Genomic DNA, 18,792 nt, shown 5'->3' with positions numbered 1-18,792 from the left:
GTCTATTTCTTAAAAGACGTTGTATTATCTAAAAAGTAATCAATTCTTATCCGAAATGTACCAATATGCGGAATACCTTGCCAGGATTAGCTGCCCATTGCTCCATAGCAGCAGTGGCTCCCTCAGGAATCACCTCGTTACTGATAAGGCGGTCTACAGGACAAGTACCACGCTCCAGATAATGGATGACCGCACGGAAGTCAGAGGGCTGTGCATTACGAGATCCTCTGATGTCGAGCTCTTTCTGGACGAAATACTTGGTCTGGAAAGACACCTCCGTCTTAGCATAACCGATACATACCACACGACCGGTGAAGGCTACCTCGTCGACAGCCATTTGGTAGGTAGGGGTACTGCCTACTGCCTCGATGACCACGTCGGGACCAAAACCAGAGGTCATCTCCAACAGACGGGCATGGACATCCTCTGTCTTGGTATTGACGACATAGCTGGCACCCATCTGCTTGGCAAGGGTGAGTTTCTCATCGTCGATATCTGCGGCGATGACGGTAGCACCACGCTGGGCGGCACGTACCACAGCTCCCATACCAACCATGCCACAGCCAATCACCATGACGACATCTATGTCGGTTACCTGAGCACGGCTGACAGCATGGAATCCCACACTCATAGGCTCTATCAGGGCACAGGTGCGAGGGGTCAGTAGTCCTGCGGGAATCACTTTCTCCCACGGCAGAACAAGGTACTCACACATGGCACCCCATCGCTGCACACCTAATGTCTGGTTATGCTCACAGGCATTGACCCTGTCATTGCGGCAGGAAGCACACTTACCACAGTTGGTGTAGGGATTGACAGTCACAGTCATACCGGGTTTCAACCCCTCTGGCACATTCTTGCCAATCTTGACGATCTCCGCACCAACCTCATGTCCAGGAACCACAGGCATCTTCACCATCGGGTTGCCACCACGGAAAGTATTCAGGTCGCTACCGCAAAACCCTACATACTTCATCTTCAACAAAACATCATCATCACCCATCTGAGGCTCAGGGATGTCAATGACCTTCATCACAGAAGGCTCAGTAATTTGAATTGCTTTCATATCTAATAACTTCAATTTTTCAATATAATCGGAACATTCGATCCATCATCTGCCATTTCTCATCACTGGTAGCACCCTCACGGCATTGCTGGAACATCGCCATATAGTCTTCCCATTCTTGTTGGCGGGGTAGGGTAGCTAGTTGTTTCATCGCTGTATCCCAGTCGAAGTCGAGGGGTGTCTCCACAATCATGAACAAACGGTTGCCCAAGATATAGATTTCCATCTCCAAGATACCTACAGAGCGGATACCATCCAGTATCTCTTTCCAAGCCTCAGGCTCACTATGGCGACGGCGATACTCAGCAATCAACTGAGGGTCGTCCTTCAAGTCCATCGTCTGGCAGTAACGCTTGACAGGCTGTTGATATTCTTTTGTCTGATATCCGTTTGTCATAAACTTCTCTCTTGATGCATTCTGTAACCGTAGACGGTAACGATAAGGAAACAGATAAAGGGTAGTACGAAGGAGGCATTAGTAGCAGGGAAAGACTCAAAGACTGTCTTCTGGTCAATAATCATTGCCTGCAACGGGGGAAGTACGGAACCTCCGAGGATTGCCATGATCAGACCTGCTGCTCCAAATTTCGCATCATCACCTAAACCATCGAGGGCGATACCATAGATGGTGGGGAACATCAGCGACATACATCCACTGACACATACCAAACAATAGACACCGTATCTGTTCTGGAACATGATGACACCTATTGTGAAAAGCATGGCAAACACACCGAAGATGGCAAGCAATTTGGCAGGCTTCAACCACTTCATGAGGAAGGTGGCAATGAAACGGGAACAGATAAAGAACAGCATGGCATAGATATTGAAACGCTGTGAGAGGACTTCTGCAGACTGCTCGTCCAATCCCTCTGCCATGAAAACCCTCGTGCCATACTGGATGATAAACGTCCAGCACATAATCTGTGCACCCACATAGAAAAACTGGGCAATGACTCCCTCGCGATAGTATTTCAAGGAGAAGATACGCTTCAATGTCGGCAGAAAATGAATATCGTGACTTTGGTCACCATTCTTCGGCATCTTAGCGAAGAAGATAATCAGGAACATCGCCACGATCACCAGTCCTATAATTAAATAAGGTGAGATCAGGATATTCAAGTCTGCGTCTTTCATTGCCTCAAATTCCGCATTCCCTAACAGCGCACGGTCGTCACTACTCATCGGGTTGAGTTTTGCCTGAATGAAGTTCATTGCGACAAACATACCGATGATAGAACCACAGGGGTTGAAACACTGTGCCATATTCAGTCGGCGGGTCGCTGTCTCATCAGGTCCCATTGTGAGGATATACGGATTACATGAGGTCTCTAAGAAAGAGAGTCCACAGGTCATGATGAAATAGGCAATCAGGAAACAGCCATAGAGTCCGATACTCTTGGAGGGGAAGAACAATAACGCTCCTGTGGCATATAGTCCAAGTCCCATCAAAACACCCGCTTTGTAACTGTATTTTCGGATGAAGATAGCAGCAGGGAATGCCATACAGAAATAGCCACCATAGAAAGCGACCTGTACCAAGGTGCCGTCTGTCACACTCATACGGAAAATCTTGGAGAAAGCCTTCACCATAGGATTGGTGATGTCGTTGGCAAAGCCCCAGAGTGCGAAACAGAATGTGACGAGGATAAAGGGGATGAGATAGCTCACCCCATCCTTCGTTATCAGGGAATTGTTCTTGCTCATACCTTATTTATAATATACCTTATTATTTATATATAGGACCGAAGTTGGCACAGGCACGATAGTCGGCACCCTCTTTGTCCATACCGAAGGCATTCCAGCATGATGGACGGAAGATATCCTTGTCGGCAATGTTATGCATGCAAACAGGGATGCGCAGCATCGCACAGAGTGTGATGAGATCGGCACCGACATGTCCGTAGCAGATAGCACCGTGGTTGGCTCCCCAGTTGTTCATCACGCTATATACATCCTTGAAGGCATCCTTCGTCGGGTCAAGACGTGGGGCAAACCAGGTGGTAGGCCATGTGGGATCGGTGCGCTTGTCGAGAATGTCGTGTGTCTTGGGATCCAACTCCACGGTCCATCCTTCTGCCAGTTGCAGTACCGGACCAAGACCAGCTACAAGGTTCAGACGCAGCATGGTCATCGGCATACCGCCCTTTGTCACGAAATGACTCGAATAACCGCCACCGCGGAAATAGTCACGGTCCGCGGGCATCCAACTGGTAGCCTTCAGACAAGCCTCTGTGTCCTCATTAGTCATCTCCCAGAAATGTTTGATGGTTGGATTGCCGTCCTTGTCAGTCATGGCACCTGTAGCATCGAGAGTTGTGGCACCACTGTTGATAAGATGAATGAAACCTTGTGCAGCACCACCTTCCGGACGTTTGCCAGCGACACGCTCCACAGCCTCAGGACTCCAGTAGGTGCGGATGTCAGAGAACATCACACCCTTGTTGGTGAGCAGATGACCGAAGAGCATCGACATACCGTTCAGGAAGTCGTTCTCCGTAGCCAGTGTATAAGCCTCACGAGGACCGTTCCAGTCGAATGATGTACACATCAGTGATTCCGGGAAGTCGAAGTTGGGTTTGTAGTCTGTCCATTGACGCTGTCCTTGTACACCGGCTGCGATGGCATTATGTCCGATAGCCTCTTCCTTATAGCCCATCTCGAGCAGTTTCTTAGAACCTTGCATCAGGTCGCGGATAATCATCATCGTCTTCACGGTGAATTCCCAGTCAGCGTCTTTCTCCTCACGGTTCTTACCCTTTCCCTTTCCGTTGAAAGTCGTCATGGGTACACCAGGGAACAATGGGCGGTCCTCATTATAGTCGTGCCCCTCGTTGGGCTTGCAGTATTTCTCTACCCATGCCATTGCCTTCTGGAACTCCTCCTTGTCATAGATGCCAAAGTCTACACGGCGCAGGATCTCAACCAGCGACACATACTCTGTTCGCATACCCAGATACTGCTGCAGGAAGTCGGCGTTGACAATAGAACCAGCGATACCCATACAGGTATTACCTAGTGAAAGGTAAGACTTGCCACGCATGGTGGCTACTGCTTGGGCGGCACGGGCAAAGCGCAGGATCTTCTCTGCCACGTCAGCAGGAATCGTATTGTCGTTCAGATCCTGTACGTCATGACCGTAAATGCCATAGGCGGGCAGTCCTTTCTGTGCATGGGCGGCAAGGACGGCTGCGAGATATACAGCACCCGGACGCTCCGTACCATTGAAACCCCACACAGCCTTTGGGTATTGCGGGTTCATGTCCATGGTCTCAGAGCCGTAGCACCAGCAACTGGTAACGGTGATGGTGGAACCGACACCCTCACGTTCGAATTTCTCAGCACAGGCTGCTGACTCACCGACACGTCCAATGGTGGTGTCGCTGATGACACACTCTACTTTGGAGCCGTCACCATTGCGGAGGTTGCTCTCAATCAAGTTCTTTACTGCATTGGCAAGAGCCATGGTCTTTTCCTCAAGACCTTCGCGGATGCCCCCCTGACGACCGTCGATGGTGGGGCGGATACCGATTTTAGGATAGTTTGACATATTCTTTATTTGTTTTAGTTTGTTAATTCCTTCAGTAGTTATTCACTCATGTTCTTGACATAAGGAAGATGAGGTAATTTGCCAAAGCCAAAGAATTGTTTGGCATTCTCTCCCAGAAAAAGTCGTTTCTCGTGTTCCGATAGTTCTTGTGTCTTCTGGATGAAGTCATACGACATTCTGTAGGTGATGGCGGTGATGGTACGGGGATAGTCGCTGCCCCACATCAGTTTCTCCATGCCTACCAGTCCTGCAGCTTCCTTGATGGCGTGAACAGCAGAGGGGAATGGATAGAACTCATCGTTAAAGAGCCAGGTGATGCCACCACTTTCAATATAAACATTCTTGTGGCGTGCCAGTTTGATTTGCTCCAACCATCCTGAACGGGTCACCATACCGAAATGTCCGATGGCGATTTTCAGTTTCGGACACTCCTGGATGATTTCCTTCATCTGTCCTACCTGTGCGTCACCATCCATCAATTCGATGCCGAGGATCTTTCCTTCCTGTTCCAGCAAGTGCATCATCTGCATCATCTCATCGTTAAGAAATTGCCGGGGCAGTCTGGCAGCAGGAACTTTGATACCTTTAAACTCTTTGGATAGTTTTTCTGCGTGTCTCAAGAACCCCGGGTGACGGTAGTCTGCCATACCGAAAGTGAAGAAACGGTCAGGATAGCGGTTCTCCACTTGTCTCAGATAACTATTCTGTAGTCCGTCGATAAACTCCTGGGTCACCACTGCTGCAGCCACTTGTGCATAATCCATATTACTTAGGAAACGCTCCGCCGTGTTCTGACCGTCGGTCATGAAGGGTGGCAGCATCTGTCGCTCCTCACCAAAGAACAGTGAGCGGCTGCGGTTAGGCTCCAGCTGGTAGATTGGTTGTCCGTTAACCGATGTGTCCTGGTTCAGCCATAAGTGACTATGGGCATCGATAATCAAGAGTTCTTCCATCTTACAAACATTTGGTCACCGATTATCTCTTGTACTTTCTTTACCAACTCCTCGTCCATCGGCTCGTTGACATACTGGATGTTCTTTAGCACATTCTTCGGGTTAGCACTGCTGAACAGGGTCGTGGCGATGCGCGGATTCAGACTGGTAGAGAACTGAATGGCAAGTTTGTCGATAGGATAGCCTTGCGCTTCACAATAGGCAGAAGCCTTGGCACAAGCCTCTTTCAGTTTCTTACTGGCAGGGTGCCAGTCAGGAGCACCACGTTGTGACAAAAGACCCATGGAGAAAGGGGAGGCGTTGATGACACCCACACCATGTTGCTCAAAGAACCCCAGGTAGTCCGCCAGCAATGTGTCGTTCAGTGAATAATGGCAGAAGTTCAGAATACTCTCCACGGTGCCTTCTTGTACATGTTCTACTATCCAGCGCAGGTTCTCTGGTTGCAGGTCTGTGATACCTACATGTTTGACGATACCTTTGTCACGTAGTTCCACCAAAGCAGGCAGTGTCTCGTCTACGATCTTCTGCAGACCGCCTTCCATGTCGCCTTGGAACTCCACGTCATGGACGTTGATCAGGTCGATATAGTCGATGTTCAGACGTTCCATACTCTCATAGACACTCTCCGTGGCGCGTTTTGCCGAATAGTCCCAGAAATTCTTTCCGTCCTTTCCGTAACGTCCTACCTTCGTGGAGAGATAGTATTTGTCGCGAGGGATGTCCTTCAACGCTTTCCCTAAGACCGTCTCTGCTTTCAAGTGTCCGTAGTATGGTGACACGTCAATAAAGTTGATACCGTTCTCCACGGCAGTGAACACCGCCTGAATACCTTCGTCTTCCTTGATGCTGTGGAAGACGCCACCTAATGAAGACGCGCCAAAGCCTAAGTTTGACACACGCATCCCCGTCTTTCCTATCTCGTTGTAAACCATGATTTGTATTAGTATATTTAGTAGTCTATTTGTTTACGAAGTACAAAGATACACATTATTTTTAAATAAACATATATTTTTCTTAAAAAAATGATGCCGAAGAGGGGGAAGACGTTTTTTCCTCTTAAAAATTTGGTAGTCAATCCCTTTTTTCCTATCTTTGCAGACAGCATTCAACAACCTTAAATGAATAAGATGAAAACTAGACTGCTGTTTTGTGGATGGATGTTGTCGATTTTATTGACAATGGCTTCTTCTATTCATGCCGCGGAGTCCGACCGTTTGTTTCTGGTTCATGATGCTGCTGAGGGGTTGGCGGATAACGGTGCTCAGGTAATCAAGTGTACGAAGACAGGTCGTATGGTTATCTGTTCCATAGGACATATTAATTTCTATAACGGTTCCTCATTCAACCATATTGACGCCAGTCCGGAAGATAGTTATGAATTACCGAAATATGAGGGACATTATCATCTTTATTTCGATAACACTCATCACCTATGGGTGAAAGATAAATATCAGGTGACATGTGTCGACTTGATGACAGAACGTTTTGTCCCTGATGTGCAAGGTCTCTTCAATGAGATGGGGTTCAAGGGGAAGGCTGATGACCTGTTTGTGGACGACGACGGTTGTTTGTTGATATTGACGGGTCAGAACCTCTTTAGTTGTCAAACCAAAAAGTCATATCCTGTGAGGAAAGACAAGAAACTACAGGATATAGGAGAGTATAAAGACCAGTTGCTCCTGTTGTTCTATGATGACAGCACCATGGAGGCTTATAACATGGTGACAGGAAAGTTGGTGTACACGAAGACACTCCTTGACCAGAGCCAGGCGGTAAAATACAACAAGTTCTCCGTGTTACTCTCCTATCAGAAGGGATATTATCAAATCCGTAATGGCAAGCAGGAATCTGTGTTGCTCTATGTGGATGCTTTGTCTGGAGAGAGCAAGGTCTTGATGAGTCAGCCCTACCATATGAACAACATGGCAATACATGGCAGTCTTTTGTATATCGCCTCTCAATATGGTTATTGGACTTACCATCTGGCTACAGGAGAGAAACACCATTATGCGACGCTGACGAGTATCAAATATCAGAAGATCCAAACAGATATTAACGATATCGCCTTTGACCTGCAAGGTGGAATGTGGGTTGGAACGCAGAGGAAGGGATTGCTTTACTCGAAACCATATACCTCCCCCTTTAAGGTATATCCGATAGAAAGTCCTATGGCAAAGAGATACAAGGAGATGATTCAGCGGATGACCGTCCTGTCCGGTGATTCTCTGCCCCGTCGTGTCAACTGTGTCTATCAAGACAGTCGCGGATGGACATGGCAAGGCACCTATATAGGACTTAAACGCTTCAGGTCACCTCGTGACTCACATCCCTTGTTGATCAATAACAGCGACGGTCTGAATAATAATGTGATTCATTCCATCATCGAGGATAACGACCACAATCTATGGGTGAGTACGAGTAATGGTATCTCCTGTCTCGTCTTTGAGAAAGACTCGTTGATGAGGGTGGTCAGCTTCGGGGAGGACGACAATATTCCGGCGTGCTCTTTTGAGAACGGACTTGTCATGAAGTTAGAAGACGGCTCCATCATTATGCAGTCGTTAGACAATATCGTGAAATTTGACCCTGCTGCTTTCCATACGACCAAGCGGATAGATATCAAACTTTATCCAAAGATTATCCGACTGTCCGTAAACGGACGTACCATTCGTCCTGGGATGGAGATAGACGGAGATGTGATCCTTGACCATGCCATCACCCGCACCAAGGATATCAATGTGAATTATTATCAAAACAACATCTCATTGTTAGTCACGGGACTGAATTACTTCCGTCCTTCACAAACCTACTACCGGATACGTGTAAAGGGCTTCAAAAACGAGTGGGAAGTCTATTCGATGCATGATGGTACGGGAAGGGTGGACGAGAAGGGACTGCTTCATTATCCGATAGTCAGTATTCCTCCAGGAAAGTATCAGATTGAGATACAGACCTCTATGACTCCCGATGACTGGGCGGTAGAACCGTTTGTATGGAACCTGACCGTTAAGAAGCCGTGGTGGCGTATGACCATTGTGTACCTGATTCTGGGCTTACTGTTATTAGGAATGCTGATTGCCAATTTCGTGTACTACAACAGGAACACCCGTATGAAACTGAATCGCATGAATATTGAAAGTGGCACCATCAAACGTATCAAGGCTTTTGCGATGATGTGTGAGAACATGCAGGAGGACGAGTTGTCTCCCTCGTTGAATGCGGACTTCAGCTCTACGGATGCTGATGATGCTTTTGCCAATGTGATGGTCAAGGTGATTCCTTATGTGAGTAAGAATTCGACAACCCAATCCATGTCGAGTCTGGCAAAGAAGGCACAGATGGATGTCAAGGCGTTCTATGAGGTGATGACATCCCATCTTTACAAATCACCCAACAGGGTTGTCTTGACCCTTCGACTGCAGCGGGCGGCGGACATGCTCCTTCATACGGATAAGAGTGTGGATGTGATTGCCAAGGAACTGCATTTTTCCTCATCGAACTATCTGATAGCCAGTTTCTATCATCAGTATCATCAAACCCCAGACGACTATCGCGCATCTAATCCCCGATAGCCTACCAGTCGCCATGTGCGACCTCCCAGCTCTTTATAATAAACCAGTACCTGGTACTTGTTGCGGGTCTGGAAGAAGTTACCTTCTGTGGGTGCCGTCTTCCCTTCTTTGTTGACATACTGGTAAGAGTAATAGCCCTGTTTCTGCATGATCTGGGTCTGATAGCACTGTCTGTCAGCATCATATCGTAACTGGTAGGCTGTCTCGTCAGCATTGTTTGTCCATTGTCCTTGCAGGAAGATATCTCCGCAATAGGGAGCTTCGATAGTGTAGTTCACCCATACATAATCACAAGTATAGGCACTCTCTGACCAGTCACTGTTGCGGATGTAAAAAGCGCCGTTGGCAGACTCGTCAGTCAGGTAGTTGCGACGTGTCGTCGTGGTGAAGGGATATGCCTGGTAATGATCCCCGTCCCAATGGATACGGTCGATACCCATGGTCGGGTGACTGACATCCAGGATCTCGAACTTATGGAATTCATTACCAGCTTCAAAGATAAGCTCTCGCTGGTGTTCCCACCGTTGTCCCTGATGGTAGGTGTAGGGAGGACGTGGATTGATACGTGCCGTCTGCTCATTCCAGTTCTGCATCACGACGGTATAGATCTCATCATCGGGACGTACCACCTTCAAATCCTTATACTCCAATGTCATGTTCAGTTGCTGGTGACTCTTGTTGACATCGATATCCGTGTTCGTCGACATGCTGAGTCCGATGTTGACAATCGGTTCCACGACATAGAACTCCGCGTCAAGCACTTTCTCATTGCCATGATCCTCATCATAGATGGTGAGCCGGTAATTGCCGCTCATGCGGATCCTACATTGCTCGTTAGGTATCCTGAACTCATAGTGTGTGTAGTTGACGGTGGTGTTCAGGGAGTTGGTGTAATTGTCAATAGGATAATCATTGAATCCCTGCAGCCAGTCACTCTCAAAGATGTCGGTGGACTCTGTCCAGTCTGCCTCACAATGGGTGAGGTGACAGATATAACGATGGGTGTCATGCGACAACTCGTCGAATCCAATGTGAAGGACATCCCCGCTTCTCAGCTCCATGACAGGTCTGTTCGTCCAGTCGTTATTGACGATGGTTGTCAGTGTCTTGACCGTTGGCGAGTAAATCTTATTACCAGCCTGCACAGTTACAGCTGCGAGAAGGATGGAAAGCAATACATGTCTCATTGCGTGCAAAAATACAAAATAATTATCAATTATCCATTGTATATCCTCAAATATTATCATTTTTATGACATGAATTCATGATACGTTTTCGGTAAAATATTTTACAAGAGACCGCTGTAGTTTTGCGTAAAATCCACCAAGTCCTTACTTGGTTTCAAATTCGCGAAAATAGAGCCGTTATCGTATTTTGTTGACACAGAGCCAGTTGCGGCGTTTTTGTGCTTTTCCAACTCTGAAAAACACCTCAAAACCTACCTATAAGTCCCTTAGAAGTATCTTCTTTTCACAGTAGAAGGCGGCACTTAACGGGTAAGAAGGCGGCACCTAACGGGTAGGAAGGCGGCACCAAACCCCTTCGAAGGTACTGCCTTCCTCCATTTGACCCTCCAACAACCCTGTTTTTTGCTTCCCCCAATCCTAGAAGGTGCAAAAATCCATACATAAATTTCGACCAATTTTCTTTACACTACAAACACTTCTCCTCGTTTCTGCTATAAGGTACTCTCTTTAAATAATCGGTCAAATGCTTTGTGTTTTGCTTGATTTTTCGTAACTTCGCAGGCAATTATGAAGAAGATTGGATATATATTTGTTCTGGCAGTCATGATACTGGCGGCATATTCTTGTGGTAACAGGAAGAGTGCGGCAGACTATGCGGGGATGATAGACAGTATACGCAGGGCAGAGGCAGAGAAGGAGTTGTTGAAGCCTTCCGTGTCTGATCCTGTGGTGGCTTTCTTTGATTCCCTCGCCATGAAGTCCATGCCCATGAAATATTCTCCAGAGTTCGTGGAGTACCTTCCGCAAATGGAAAAGGTGCCGACAGCGTACAACAGTCGTTTTGACTATGAGAGTAATGTCGACCTGTTGGCTTGTAAATTACCACCCCACGGGCATTATCACATGATGCTGGTCGCTGAGAAGCTGGACTCTACCAATGTGTCGCTCTATCTCTGTACGATGAATCAGGAATATGTGCTGGTGGACCGTCTGTGTATCTATGAGCAGAAAATAGAGAACAGAGACGGACGACTGGGTGTGATGCGACAGGATTATTATGTCACGAACCAGTATGAGGTCACACTTGTCAGTTTCTTCCGTGGTGAGGATGACGAGGAGGAGTCCGAGGTGGCAGTCTGCAGGTATGTCATTAACAAGGAAGGTAATTTTGAGGAAGTCATTGTAGAGCTATGATAGAAGTGAAGATCAGTGATGCTCAGTTACGTGAGGCAGCCAATGAGGGAATGGACGCTTTTGTCGGTGTCTTCGTCAAGGCGATCCGTGAGGCTATCGGTCATGCGTTGACTGCGGAGACGATGGCACAGTTGAATGCCGACCAGATCACACTGCTGGCATGGGATACGCTGCATGAGGAGGTCATGGATGGCGGATTCGTACAGCTGATACACAATGGCTACGGACCATTTATCTTCAAGAACCCGTTTGCCAAGGCTGTCAGACTATGGGGCTTGCGTGACCTCTCCAAACTGATATATGAGGCGCATACCCTTTATCTGAAACATCATGAACAAATAGAGCAGGATTGTACGGAAGAGGAGTTTATGGCTTTGTTCGAGCAGTTTCCCGCCTTCGACGACATGGATGATGAGTTCGTGGAGAATGAGGAGGCATGGACTGCGCAGATCGCCGAGTATATAGACGGTCATCTGGAACAGTTTGCTCAGATAGTATAAATCAGGAAATGAATAAGGAAGAAGAGAAAATCAGGAAGAAAAGCCCTGTACAGATACGCAATAAGAAAGCCTCTTTTGAATATTTCTTCATAGAGACAATGACGGCGGGTATCGTCTTGACGGGTACGGAGATCAAATCCATCCGTCTTGGCAAGGCGAGCCTGGTGGACACCTATTGCTTTATTACCAATGGGGAGATATGGGTGAAAGGCATGAATATCTCTCCCTATTTCTATGGCTCGTATAATAACCATGAGATGAAGCGGGACCGTAAACTGTTGCTGACGAAGAAGGAGATACAGAAACTTCATGCCGCCACCAAACAGACGGGTTACACCATCGTGCCGTTATTGGTGTTCATTGATGAGCACGGCCGTGCTAAGATGGACATCGCACTCTGTAAGGGTAAGAAGGAGTTTGACAAGCGTCAGACACTGAAGGAGAAGGAGGACAAGCGTGAAATGGATCGCGTGATGAAACACTATTAACAATAGAAAATTGAACGTTTGGAATTGAAAAGGCTTAACGATATTATCAAGGATAGGATACTGGTTCTCGATGGTGCGACAGGAACGATGATTCAGGGCTTTCATCTGTCTGAGTCTGATTTCCGCGGACAACGCTTTGCTGGTCTTCCCGGACAGATGAAAGGCAATAATGACATGCTTTGCCTGACCCGTCCGGATGTGGTGGAGGAGATCCATCGCAGATACCTGAGGGCAGGTGCTGATATCATCTCTACCAATACCTTCAGCTCACAACGTGTCTCACAGGCGGATTATCATTTGGAGAAATATGCCCGTGAGATGGCTTATCAGGGAGCACGTATTGCCCGTCAGTGTGCTGACGAGTTCTCCTCATCAGAGAAACCCCGCTTTGTGGCTGGCAGTATAGGACCGACCAATAAGACTTGTTCGATGTCACCGGATGTTAGTAATCCTGCGGCACGTGAACTGACCTATGATGACTTGTTGGCAGCCTATAGCGAACAGATCGACGGTCTGATAGCGGGTGGGGTGGACGCCTTGCTCATAGAGACCATTTTTGACACCCTGAACGCGAAGGTTGCCATTGATGCGGCAATGACGGTGATGCAACATTATGGTGTGGAACTGCCTGTCATGCTGAGTGTTACCGTTAGCGATCTTGCTGGTCGTACCCTCAGTGGACAGACCTTGGAGGCTTTCCTCGCCAGTATCAGTAGCTATCCGATATTCTCCGTAGGACTAAACTGCTCGTTCGGTGCCGTTCAGATGCTCCCGTTCCTTCGTCAACTGGCAAAGAAGGCACCTTATTATATAAGTGCTTATCCGAATGCGGGACTGCCCAACTCTATGGGACTCTATGATGAGACTGCTGAGTCGATGGCTCCTCAGATGGGACGGATGGTTGACGAGGGACTGGTGAACATCATCGGTGGATGCTGCGGCACAGACGAGCGTTTCATAGAGAAATACATCCCGTTGGTTCAAGGCAGGAAACCTCATATACCCGCACCGAAGTCACAGACGATGTGGCTGAGTGGTCTGGAACTGTTGGACGTCACTCCTGAGGTCCGTTTTGTCAATGTCGGCGAGCGTTGTAACGTGGCTGGTTCCCGTAAGTTCCTCAGACTGATCAAGGAGAAGAAATATGAGGAGGCGATCTCAATAGCTCGTAAACAGGTGGCGGATGGCGCTCTTGTCATTGATATCAACATGGATGACGGACTGTTGGATGCCCAAACGGAGATGGTGACTTTCCTTCGTATGATTGCCGCGGAACCGGATATCGCCTCTGTTCCTGTGATGATTGACTCGTCCGACTGGAATGTCATCACGGCAGGTCTGAAGTGTGTACAGGGAAAATGTATCGTCAACTCCATCTCTTTGAAAGAGGGAGAAGAGGTGTTCATACAACATGCTAAAGATGTGATGCGCTATGGTGCGGCGGTCGTGGTGATGTGTTTCGACGAGCAAGGACAAGCAACCAGCTATGAGCGACGTATAGAGATAGCGGAACGTTCGTATCGTATTCTTACTCAGTGTGTTGGTATGAACCCGTTAGATATTATCTTCGACCCGAATGTGCTTGCTGTAGCGACTGGAATGGAAGAGCATGATAGTTATGCCGCAGACTTTATCAAGGCTACCGGGTGGATCAAAAATCACCTTCCCGGGGCTCATATCAGCGGTGGTGTCAGCAACCTCTCTTTCTCTTTCCGTGGCAACAATTATATTCGTGAGGCGATGCATGCCGTATTCCTTTATCATGCCATCCAACAGGGAATGGATTTCGGTATTGTGAATCCTGCGACGAAGGTGCTCTATAGTGATATCCCACAAGACCAACTGACGGTGATAGAGGATGTGATCCTGAATCGTCGCAAGGGGGCGGCGGAGACACTGACGGAGTTAGCGAACCGCTTACTGGAGGAACAAGAGAATAAGAAGGATGGTATTCCTGACGCATCATCGCCAGGTGATGCTAAGAACCGCCCTCAGGAGGAATGGCGTTCCGCTGATGTGGACCACCGTTTGCAACACGCACTCATCAAGGGGGTGGGAGATTACCTTCAACAAGATATTGAGGAGGCACTGCGACAATATCCTCAGGCTGTTCAGATTATAGAAGGTCCGTTGATGACGGGTATGAATGAGGTAGGACGTTTGTTCGGAAGTGGTAAGATGTTTCTGCCACAGGTCGTGAAGACAGCACGTACTATGAAACAGGCGGTGGAGATACTTCAGCCTTATATAGAACAACAACAGGAGGGTGAAGGCAGGAAAGCAGGGAAGGTGTTGCTTGCTACGGTGAAGGGAGATGTCCACGACATCGGAAAGAATATCGTTGCTGTCGTCCTTGCCTGCAATGGCTATGAGGTGGTGGACATGGGTGTGATGGTCCCTGCTGAGCAGATAGTGCGCAAAGCCATTGAGGTGAAAGCGGATATTATAGGACTCTCAGGACTGATAACTCCTAGCCTGGAGGAAATGGTGAATGTGGCTCATGAGATGCAACGGGCTGGTCTGGATATCCCTATCATGATTGGTGGTGCTACGACGAGTGAGTTGCATGTTGCCTTGAAGATAGCTCCCGTCTATGGCGGTCCTGTGGTATGGATGAAGGATGCCTCCCAGAATGCTCTGGTGGCTGCCCGCCTGTTGGATAAGAAAGAAGAACAGGAGGTGGAGCGGGAGCTGGATGAGAAATATCAGCATCTGAGGGAGAAATATGAACAGGAACAGCATGAGCTGCTTTCTCTTGATGAGGCAAGAAAACAGAAGAAAAACTATTTTGAGATATGATAAAGACGATTGCTTTTGATTTAGGGGGTGTAATTATCACCATTGACCAGTCGCAGGCTATCCAGCGTTTTAAGGAAATAGGGGCTGTCGAGGTGGAGAAATACCTTGACCCTTATACACAGACTGGTATTTTTGGTGATTTGGAACATGGACTGATTTCCGCAGAGGATTTCCGTAAAGAACTTGGCAGGTTGATGGGAAAGGAGTTTACCGCAGAACAATGTGCATATGCCTGGCAGGGATATGCCAAGGAGGTGCCTCTGCGGAATCTGGATACTGTGACACGACTGCGTCAGCAGGGCTATCGGGTCGTGCTGCTCTCGAATACCAACTCGTATATGATGGAGTGGGCGATGAGTCCGGCGTTTGATGGAAAAGGACATGCTCTTAAGGATTATTTCGATCATTGCTATCTGAGTTACCAGATGAAGATGATGAAACCTTCTGAGGAGATATTCCGTGAGGTACTGCGTCAGGAACAGACTTTTCCCCATGAGGTTCTTTTCGTGGATGACGGTCCCCGTAATGTAGCCAGTGCCAGTCAGATCGGTTTCCGCACATTCTGTCCTGTGAACGGCTCTGACTGGACAGAGGAAATATATAAGTTTTTAGTTTAAAGTTGATAGTTTATTGTTTAAAGTTATGAGGAGATATATTATCGGGATATTGTTGTGCTTGGCAGGGGTGCTGCATGCACAGACTTATCAGGTTCCAAAACGTGAGTTCCGTGCTGCGTGGATACAGTGTGTCAACGGACAGTTCCAGAATATTGGAACGGCGAAGATGCAACAGACACTTACTTACCAGCTTGACGAGTTACAGAAAGACGGTGCGAATGCCATCATCTTCCAAGTACGTCCTGCCTGTGATGCCCTCTATCAAAGTAATATTGAACCTTGGAGCCATTTCCTGACAGGGGTACAGGGAAAAGCTCCATATCCTTACTGGGATCCGCTTCAGTGGATGATAGACCAGTGTCATAAACGCGGTATGGAATTGCATGCATGGATTAATCCATATCGTGCCAAGACGAAGTCTGCCTATGCGCTGGCTCCTGGTCATATCTGTACGCAACATCCGGAACGTGCCTTTGAGTATGACGGTCTGATGATCCTGAATCCTGCCTTGCAAGAGAATCGTGACTATATCTGTACCATCGTGGAGGACATCCTGAAGCGTTATGATGTCGACGGACTGCACATTGACGATTATTTCTATCCTTATCCTGTTCCGGGAGTAACTATCCCCGATGGCGCACAGTTTAGTGCCAATCCTCAAGGGTATACCAATATCGGCGACTGGCGCCGCCATCAGGTTGACTTGCTTATCGAACAGTTGAATGAGACGATTCATCGGGTGAAACCTTGGGTGAAGTTTGGAATAAGTCCCTTCGGTATCTATCGTAACCAGAAAAATGACCCTCGTGGTAGTAAGACGAATGGTCTGCAGAACTATGATGACCTGTATGCGGATATCCTTCTGTGGATAAAGAAAGGATGGATCGACTATAACGTTCCTCAGCTTTATTGGGAAATAGGACATAAAGCGGCTGATTATAAGGAGTTGATACGTTGGTGGAATGAACATGCCTCAGAGCGTCCTTTGTTTATCGGTGAGGATGTGGAGCGTACTGTAAAGAATGCGGATCCGCAGAATCCGAAGAGTCATCAGCTGCCTGCCAAAATGCGGCTTCATCAGGAGAACAAAGGGGTACAAGGTACTGTCCTATGGTATGCGAAGGCTGCTGTCGATAATATCGGCAACTATGGGACTACCCTCCGTAATGTCTATTGGCGTTATCCTGCCCTCCAGCCATTGATGCCTCATATTGACCATAAGGTACCTGGCAAGGTGCGCAAACTGAAGGTCTTCAATATGGGTCAGCAACAGGTGCTGATGTGGACTGCCCCTAAGTGGAAGACATGGGGTGATGAAGCGACAAAATATGTCGTATATTGTTTTAAGCGCGGAGAGGATATCAATACCGATGCCCCTTCCCATATTGTTGCCATCACCACAGACTGTTTTTATGAGATTCCTACCATGTTGGCAGAGGGGAGGTATGTTTATGTAGTGACCGCCCTTGACCGTTTGCAGAACGAGAGTAAGGGAGTCAAGAAGAAGATAAGGTTATAATCTTATGGGTTGTCTATCTTGACGATGACAGGATCCTCCACTTCCCGTCGCCATGTCTTCAGGTAGTTAAACCACTCTTTTGCGGAGTGATAGCCGAAGGTCTCGTTGGCAGAAGTGTAGTTGACTTTATATGCCATGTGCTTGCCGTTGACCTGTAGTACGAAAGCATAGTTGTCTTTGTTGGCAGGCTCCTCGCTGACGATATTCTTCTGAGGCACCAAGACGGCCAGTCCTACCGTCTCACGTTTCCATTTGGTGGTGTCCGCAGCAGGATAATCCGCACCCCAGCAGGCTCTCAGTCCTTTCTTGTCAGAGAACTCCTCTGAGCCTTTCACGTTGATGACACCTGTGGAGAAACGATAGTCGCTGACATCTTTGTTGAAGAACACATCGACATCCGTATCACGATGACCGGCATATTGTGTGTAGCGGATTGTCATGTTGAGGGGAATACGAGGAGTATTGGTCGTGGGTGCTTGCCAGCCACGGTCGAAGAGCTCGACAATGGTGCGGAGTGGTCCATAGCTGATAATACGCTGTGTCCTGCTCCGAACTGGTTCGATATGAGTAGGCTTCTGTCCGTCCCAACCACGAAAGGCACCCAACCCGAATGTCTGTCCGACCCATAGCACGTCATCACCATAACCTTGTGCCTTCTGCTCGTCATTGGTATAGAACTGGGTGTCTTTAAGCTCCAGCCGCTGATAGTATTTACCATAGAGGTCAAGTGTCTGACGGGCATCGAAATAGATACGGATACCGTTCAGCTCACTCTCGAAATCCACACCATGATGGTGTTGGATATGGTAGGCGTCAGCGGCATCACCACGAACAGTGATGGACTCAATGAAGTTGTTCTGGTTGTTCTTGGTCAGTTTCTTGTCACTGGTGTTCCGAAGTACCATCTCCGTAAACACACGGGCAGGGTAGGAGCGAGGCTCTCCTGTCTCATAAAGGGTGACAGTATATTTCTTTTGTTCCTTTTTGTTTAAGTCTACCAGGAAACATAACTCATCGAAGGTCTCGTCCTGGTCAAGATCGTCCAACTGACAGGGTATCTCCTGTCCATTGACGGTAACCAGTGCCGAACGCACCTCACCATAGGGTTTGAGACTGATGACGACAGGCTGGTCTTTTCGTTCCGAACTGATGGGATTGCTGACCAAGACAGAAATAGTGTGGGTTGCCGATGCGGTGATACTACATATACACAGCAAGGAAATACAGATTAGTTTTCTCATAGATGCTCAGTTTGATAGAATGCTTGTATGTTCTTTGCAAATTTCACACAAATAAACGAAAAAGACACCATATTGCACTTTTTTTTATCTTTTTTAGGTTAAA

Annotated in this window: 15 protein-coding genes; 7 read left to right on the top strand and 8 right to left on the bottom strand. The window is 47.7% G+C overall.

What is annotated here, in order from left to right; genetic code table 11:
• Positions 1-46: 46 nt before the first annotated feature.
• From BM257_RS05535 to BM257_RS05510, 6 genes are read right to left on the bottom strand one after another with little or no spacing between them, the layout of a single operon-like run.
• Complete coding sequence (locus BM257_RS05535) at positions 47-1,066, bottom strand: zinc-binding alcohol dehydrogenase family protein (RefSeq protein ID WP_092069464.1); 1,020 nt, start codon at positions 1,064-1,066, stop codon at positions 47-49.
• A 19-nt stretch (positions 1,067-1,085) separates the two neighbouring features.
• Positions 1,086-1,463: an L-rhamnose mutarotase gene (locus BM257_RS05530; protein WP_092069461.1), complete on the bottom strand. Its 378-nt coding sequence runs from the start codon at positions 1,461-1,463 to the stop codon at positions 1,086-1,088.
• Entirely contained in the window at positions 1,460-2,773 is a 1,314-nt protein-coding gene (fucP, locus tag BM257_RS05525; RefSeq protein ID WP_092069458.1) for an L-fucose:H+ symporter permease, read from the bottom strand. Before fucP ends, BM257_RS05530 begins: the two co-directional genes overlap by 4 nt.
• A 22-nt stretch (positions 2,774-2,795) precedes the next feature.
• Positions 2,796-4,616 carry an L-fucose isomerase gene (locus BM257_RS05520; RefSeq protein ID WP_092069455.1) on the bottom strand — a complete coding sequence of 607 codons (1,821 nt, stop codon included), beginning with the start codon at positions 4,614-4,616 and terminating at the stop codon, positions 2,796-2,798.
• Positions 4,617-4,654: 38 nt separating this feature from the next.
• Complete coding sequence (locus BM257_RS05515) at positions 4,655-5,569, bottom strand: amidohydrolase family protein (RefSeq protein WP_092069453.1); 915 nt, start codon at positions 5,567-5,569, stop codon at positions 4,655-4,657.
• Entirely contained in the window at positions 5,554-6,504 is a 951-nt protein-coding gene (locus BM257_RS05510) for an aldo/keto reductase (RefSeq protein WP_092069450.1), read from the bottom strand. Before BM257_RS05510 ends, BM257_RS05515 begins: the two co-directional genes overlap by 16 nt.
• Positions 6,505-6,699: 195 nt before the next feature.
• Here BM257_RS05510 and BM257_RS05505 point away from each other — a divergent pair, with 195 nt between their 5' ends.
• Complete coding sequence (locus BM257_RS05505) at positions 6,700-9,144, top strand: helix-turn-helix domain-containing protein (RefSeq protein ID WP_177216026.1); 2,445 nt, start codon at positions 6,700-6,702, stop codon at positions 9,142-9,144.
• On the opposite strand, the gene BM257_RS05500 is transcribed toward BM257_RS05505, so the two are convergent.
• Positions 9,120-10,331, bottom strand: coding sequence for a type IX secretion system plug protein (locus BM257_RS05500; RefSeq protein WP_092069444.1), 1,212 nt, complete (start codon positions 10,329-10,331; stop codon positions 9,120-9,122). The two genes, BM257_RS05505 and BM257_RS05500, sit on opposite strands and share 25 nt — an antisense overlap.
• A 567-nt stretch (positions 10,332-10,898) precedes the next feature.
• On the opposite strand from BM257_RS05500, the gene BM257_RS05495 reads away from it, so the two are divergent.
• The 6 genes from BM257_RS05495 (at position 10,899) to BM257_RS05470 (ending at position 17,448) form a co-directional block, all read left to right on the top strand.
• On the top strand, positions 10,899-11,525 hold the full coding sequence (locus tag BM257_RS05495; RefSeq protein WP_092069441.1) for a hypothetical protein: 627 nt from the start codon (positions 10,899-10,901) through the stop codon (positions 11,523-11,525).
• Positions 11,522-12,025 (top strand): DMP19 family protein, encoded by a 504-nt coding sequence (locus BM257_RS05490; protein ID WP_092069438.1) that lies wholly within the window; start codon positions 11,522-11,524, stop codon positions 12,023-12,025. Before BM257_RS05495 ends, BM257_RS05490 begins: the two co-directional genes overlap by 4 nt.
• Positions 12,026-12,033: 8 nt before the next feature.
• Positions 12,034-12,513, top strand: a complete 480-nt coding sequence (gene smpB / locus BM257_RS05485; RefSeq protein ID WP_092069435.1) for an SsrA-binding protein SmpB — start codon at positions 12,034-12,036, stop codon at positions 12,511-12,513.
• Positions 12,514-12,600: 87 nt separating this feature from the next.
• Positions 12,601-15,312, top strand: a complete 2,712-nt coding sequence (gene metH / locus BM257_RS05480) for a methionine synthase (RefSeq protein WP_369821310.1) — start codon at positions 12,601-12,603, stop codon at positions 15,310-15,312.
• Positions 15,309-15,929, top strand: a complete 621-nt coding sequence (locus BM257_RS05475) for an HAD family hydrolase (RefSeq protein WP_092069432.1) — start codon at positions 15,309-15,311, stop codon at positions 15,927-15,929. The genes metH and BM257_RS05475 overlap by 4 nt, the downstream gene beginning before the upstream one ends.
• A gap of 25 nt (positions 15,930-15,954) precedes the next feature.
• A complete protein-coding gene (locus BM257_RS05470; protein ID WP_092069430.1) occupies positions 15,955-17,448 on the top strand; it encodes a glycoside hydrolase family 10-like protein in 1,494 nt (497 codons plus the stop codon).
• Between the two features lie 2 nt (positions 17,449-17,450).
• On the opposite strand, the gene BM257_RS05465 is transcribed toward BM257_RS05470, so the two are convergent.
• Complete coding sequence (locus tag BM257_RS05465; RefSeq protein WP_092069427.1) at positions 17,451-18,689, bottom strand: DUF4861 domain-containing protein; 1,239 nt, start codon at positions 18,687-18,689, stop codon at positions 17,451-17,453.
• Positions 18,690-18,792: the final 103 nt, after the last annotated feature.

The organism is Prevotella sp. tf2-5 (assembly GCF_900115435.1).
Taxonomy (GTDB): domain Bacteria; phylum Bacteroidota; class Bacteroidia; order Bacteroidales; family Bacteroidaceae; genus Prevotella.
Note: the sequence above shows the minus strand (reverse complement) of the source record. Positions and strands in the feature narration are given on the sequence as shown.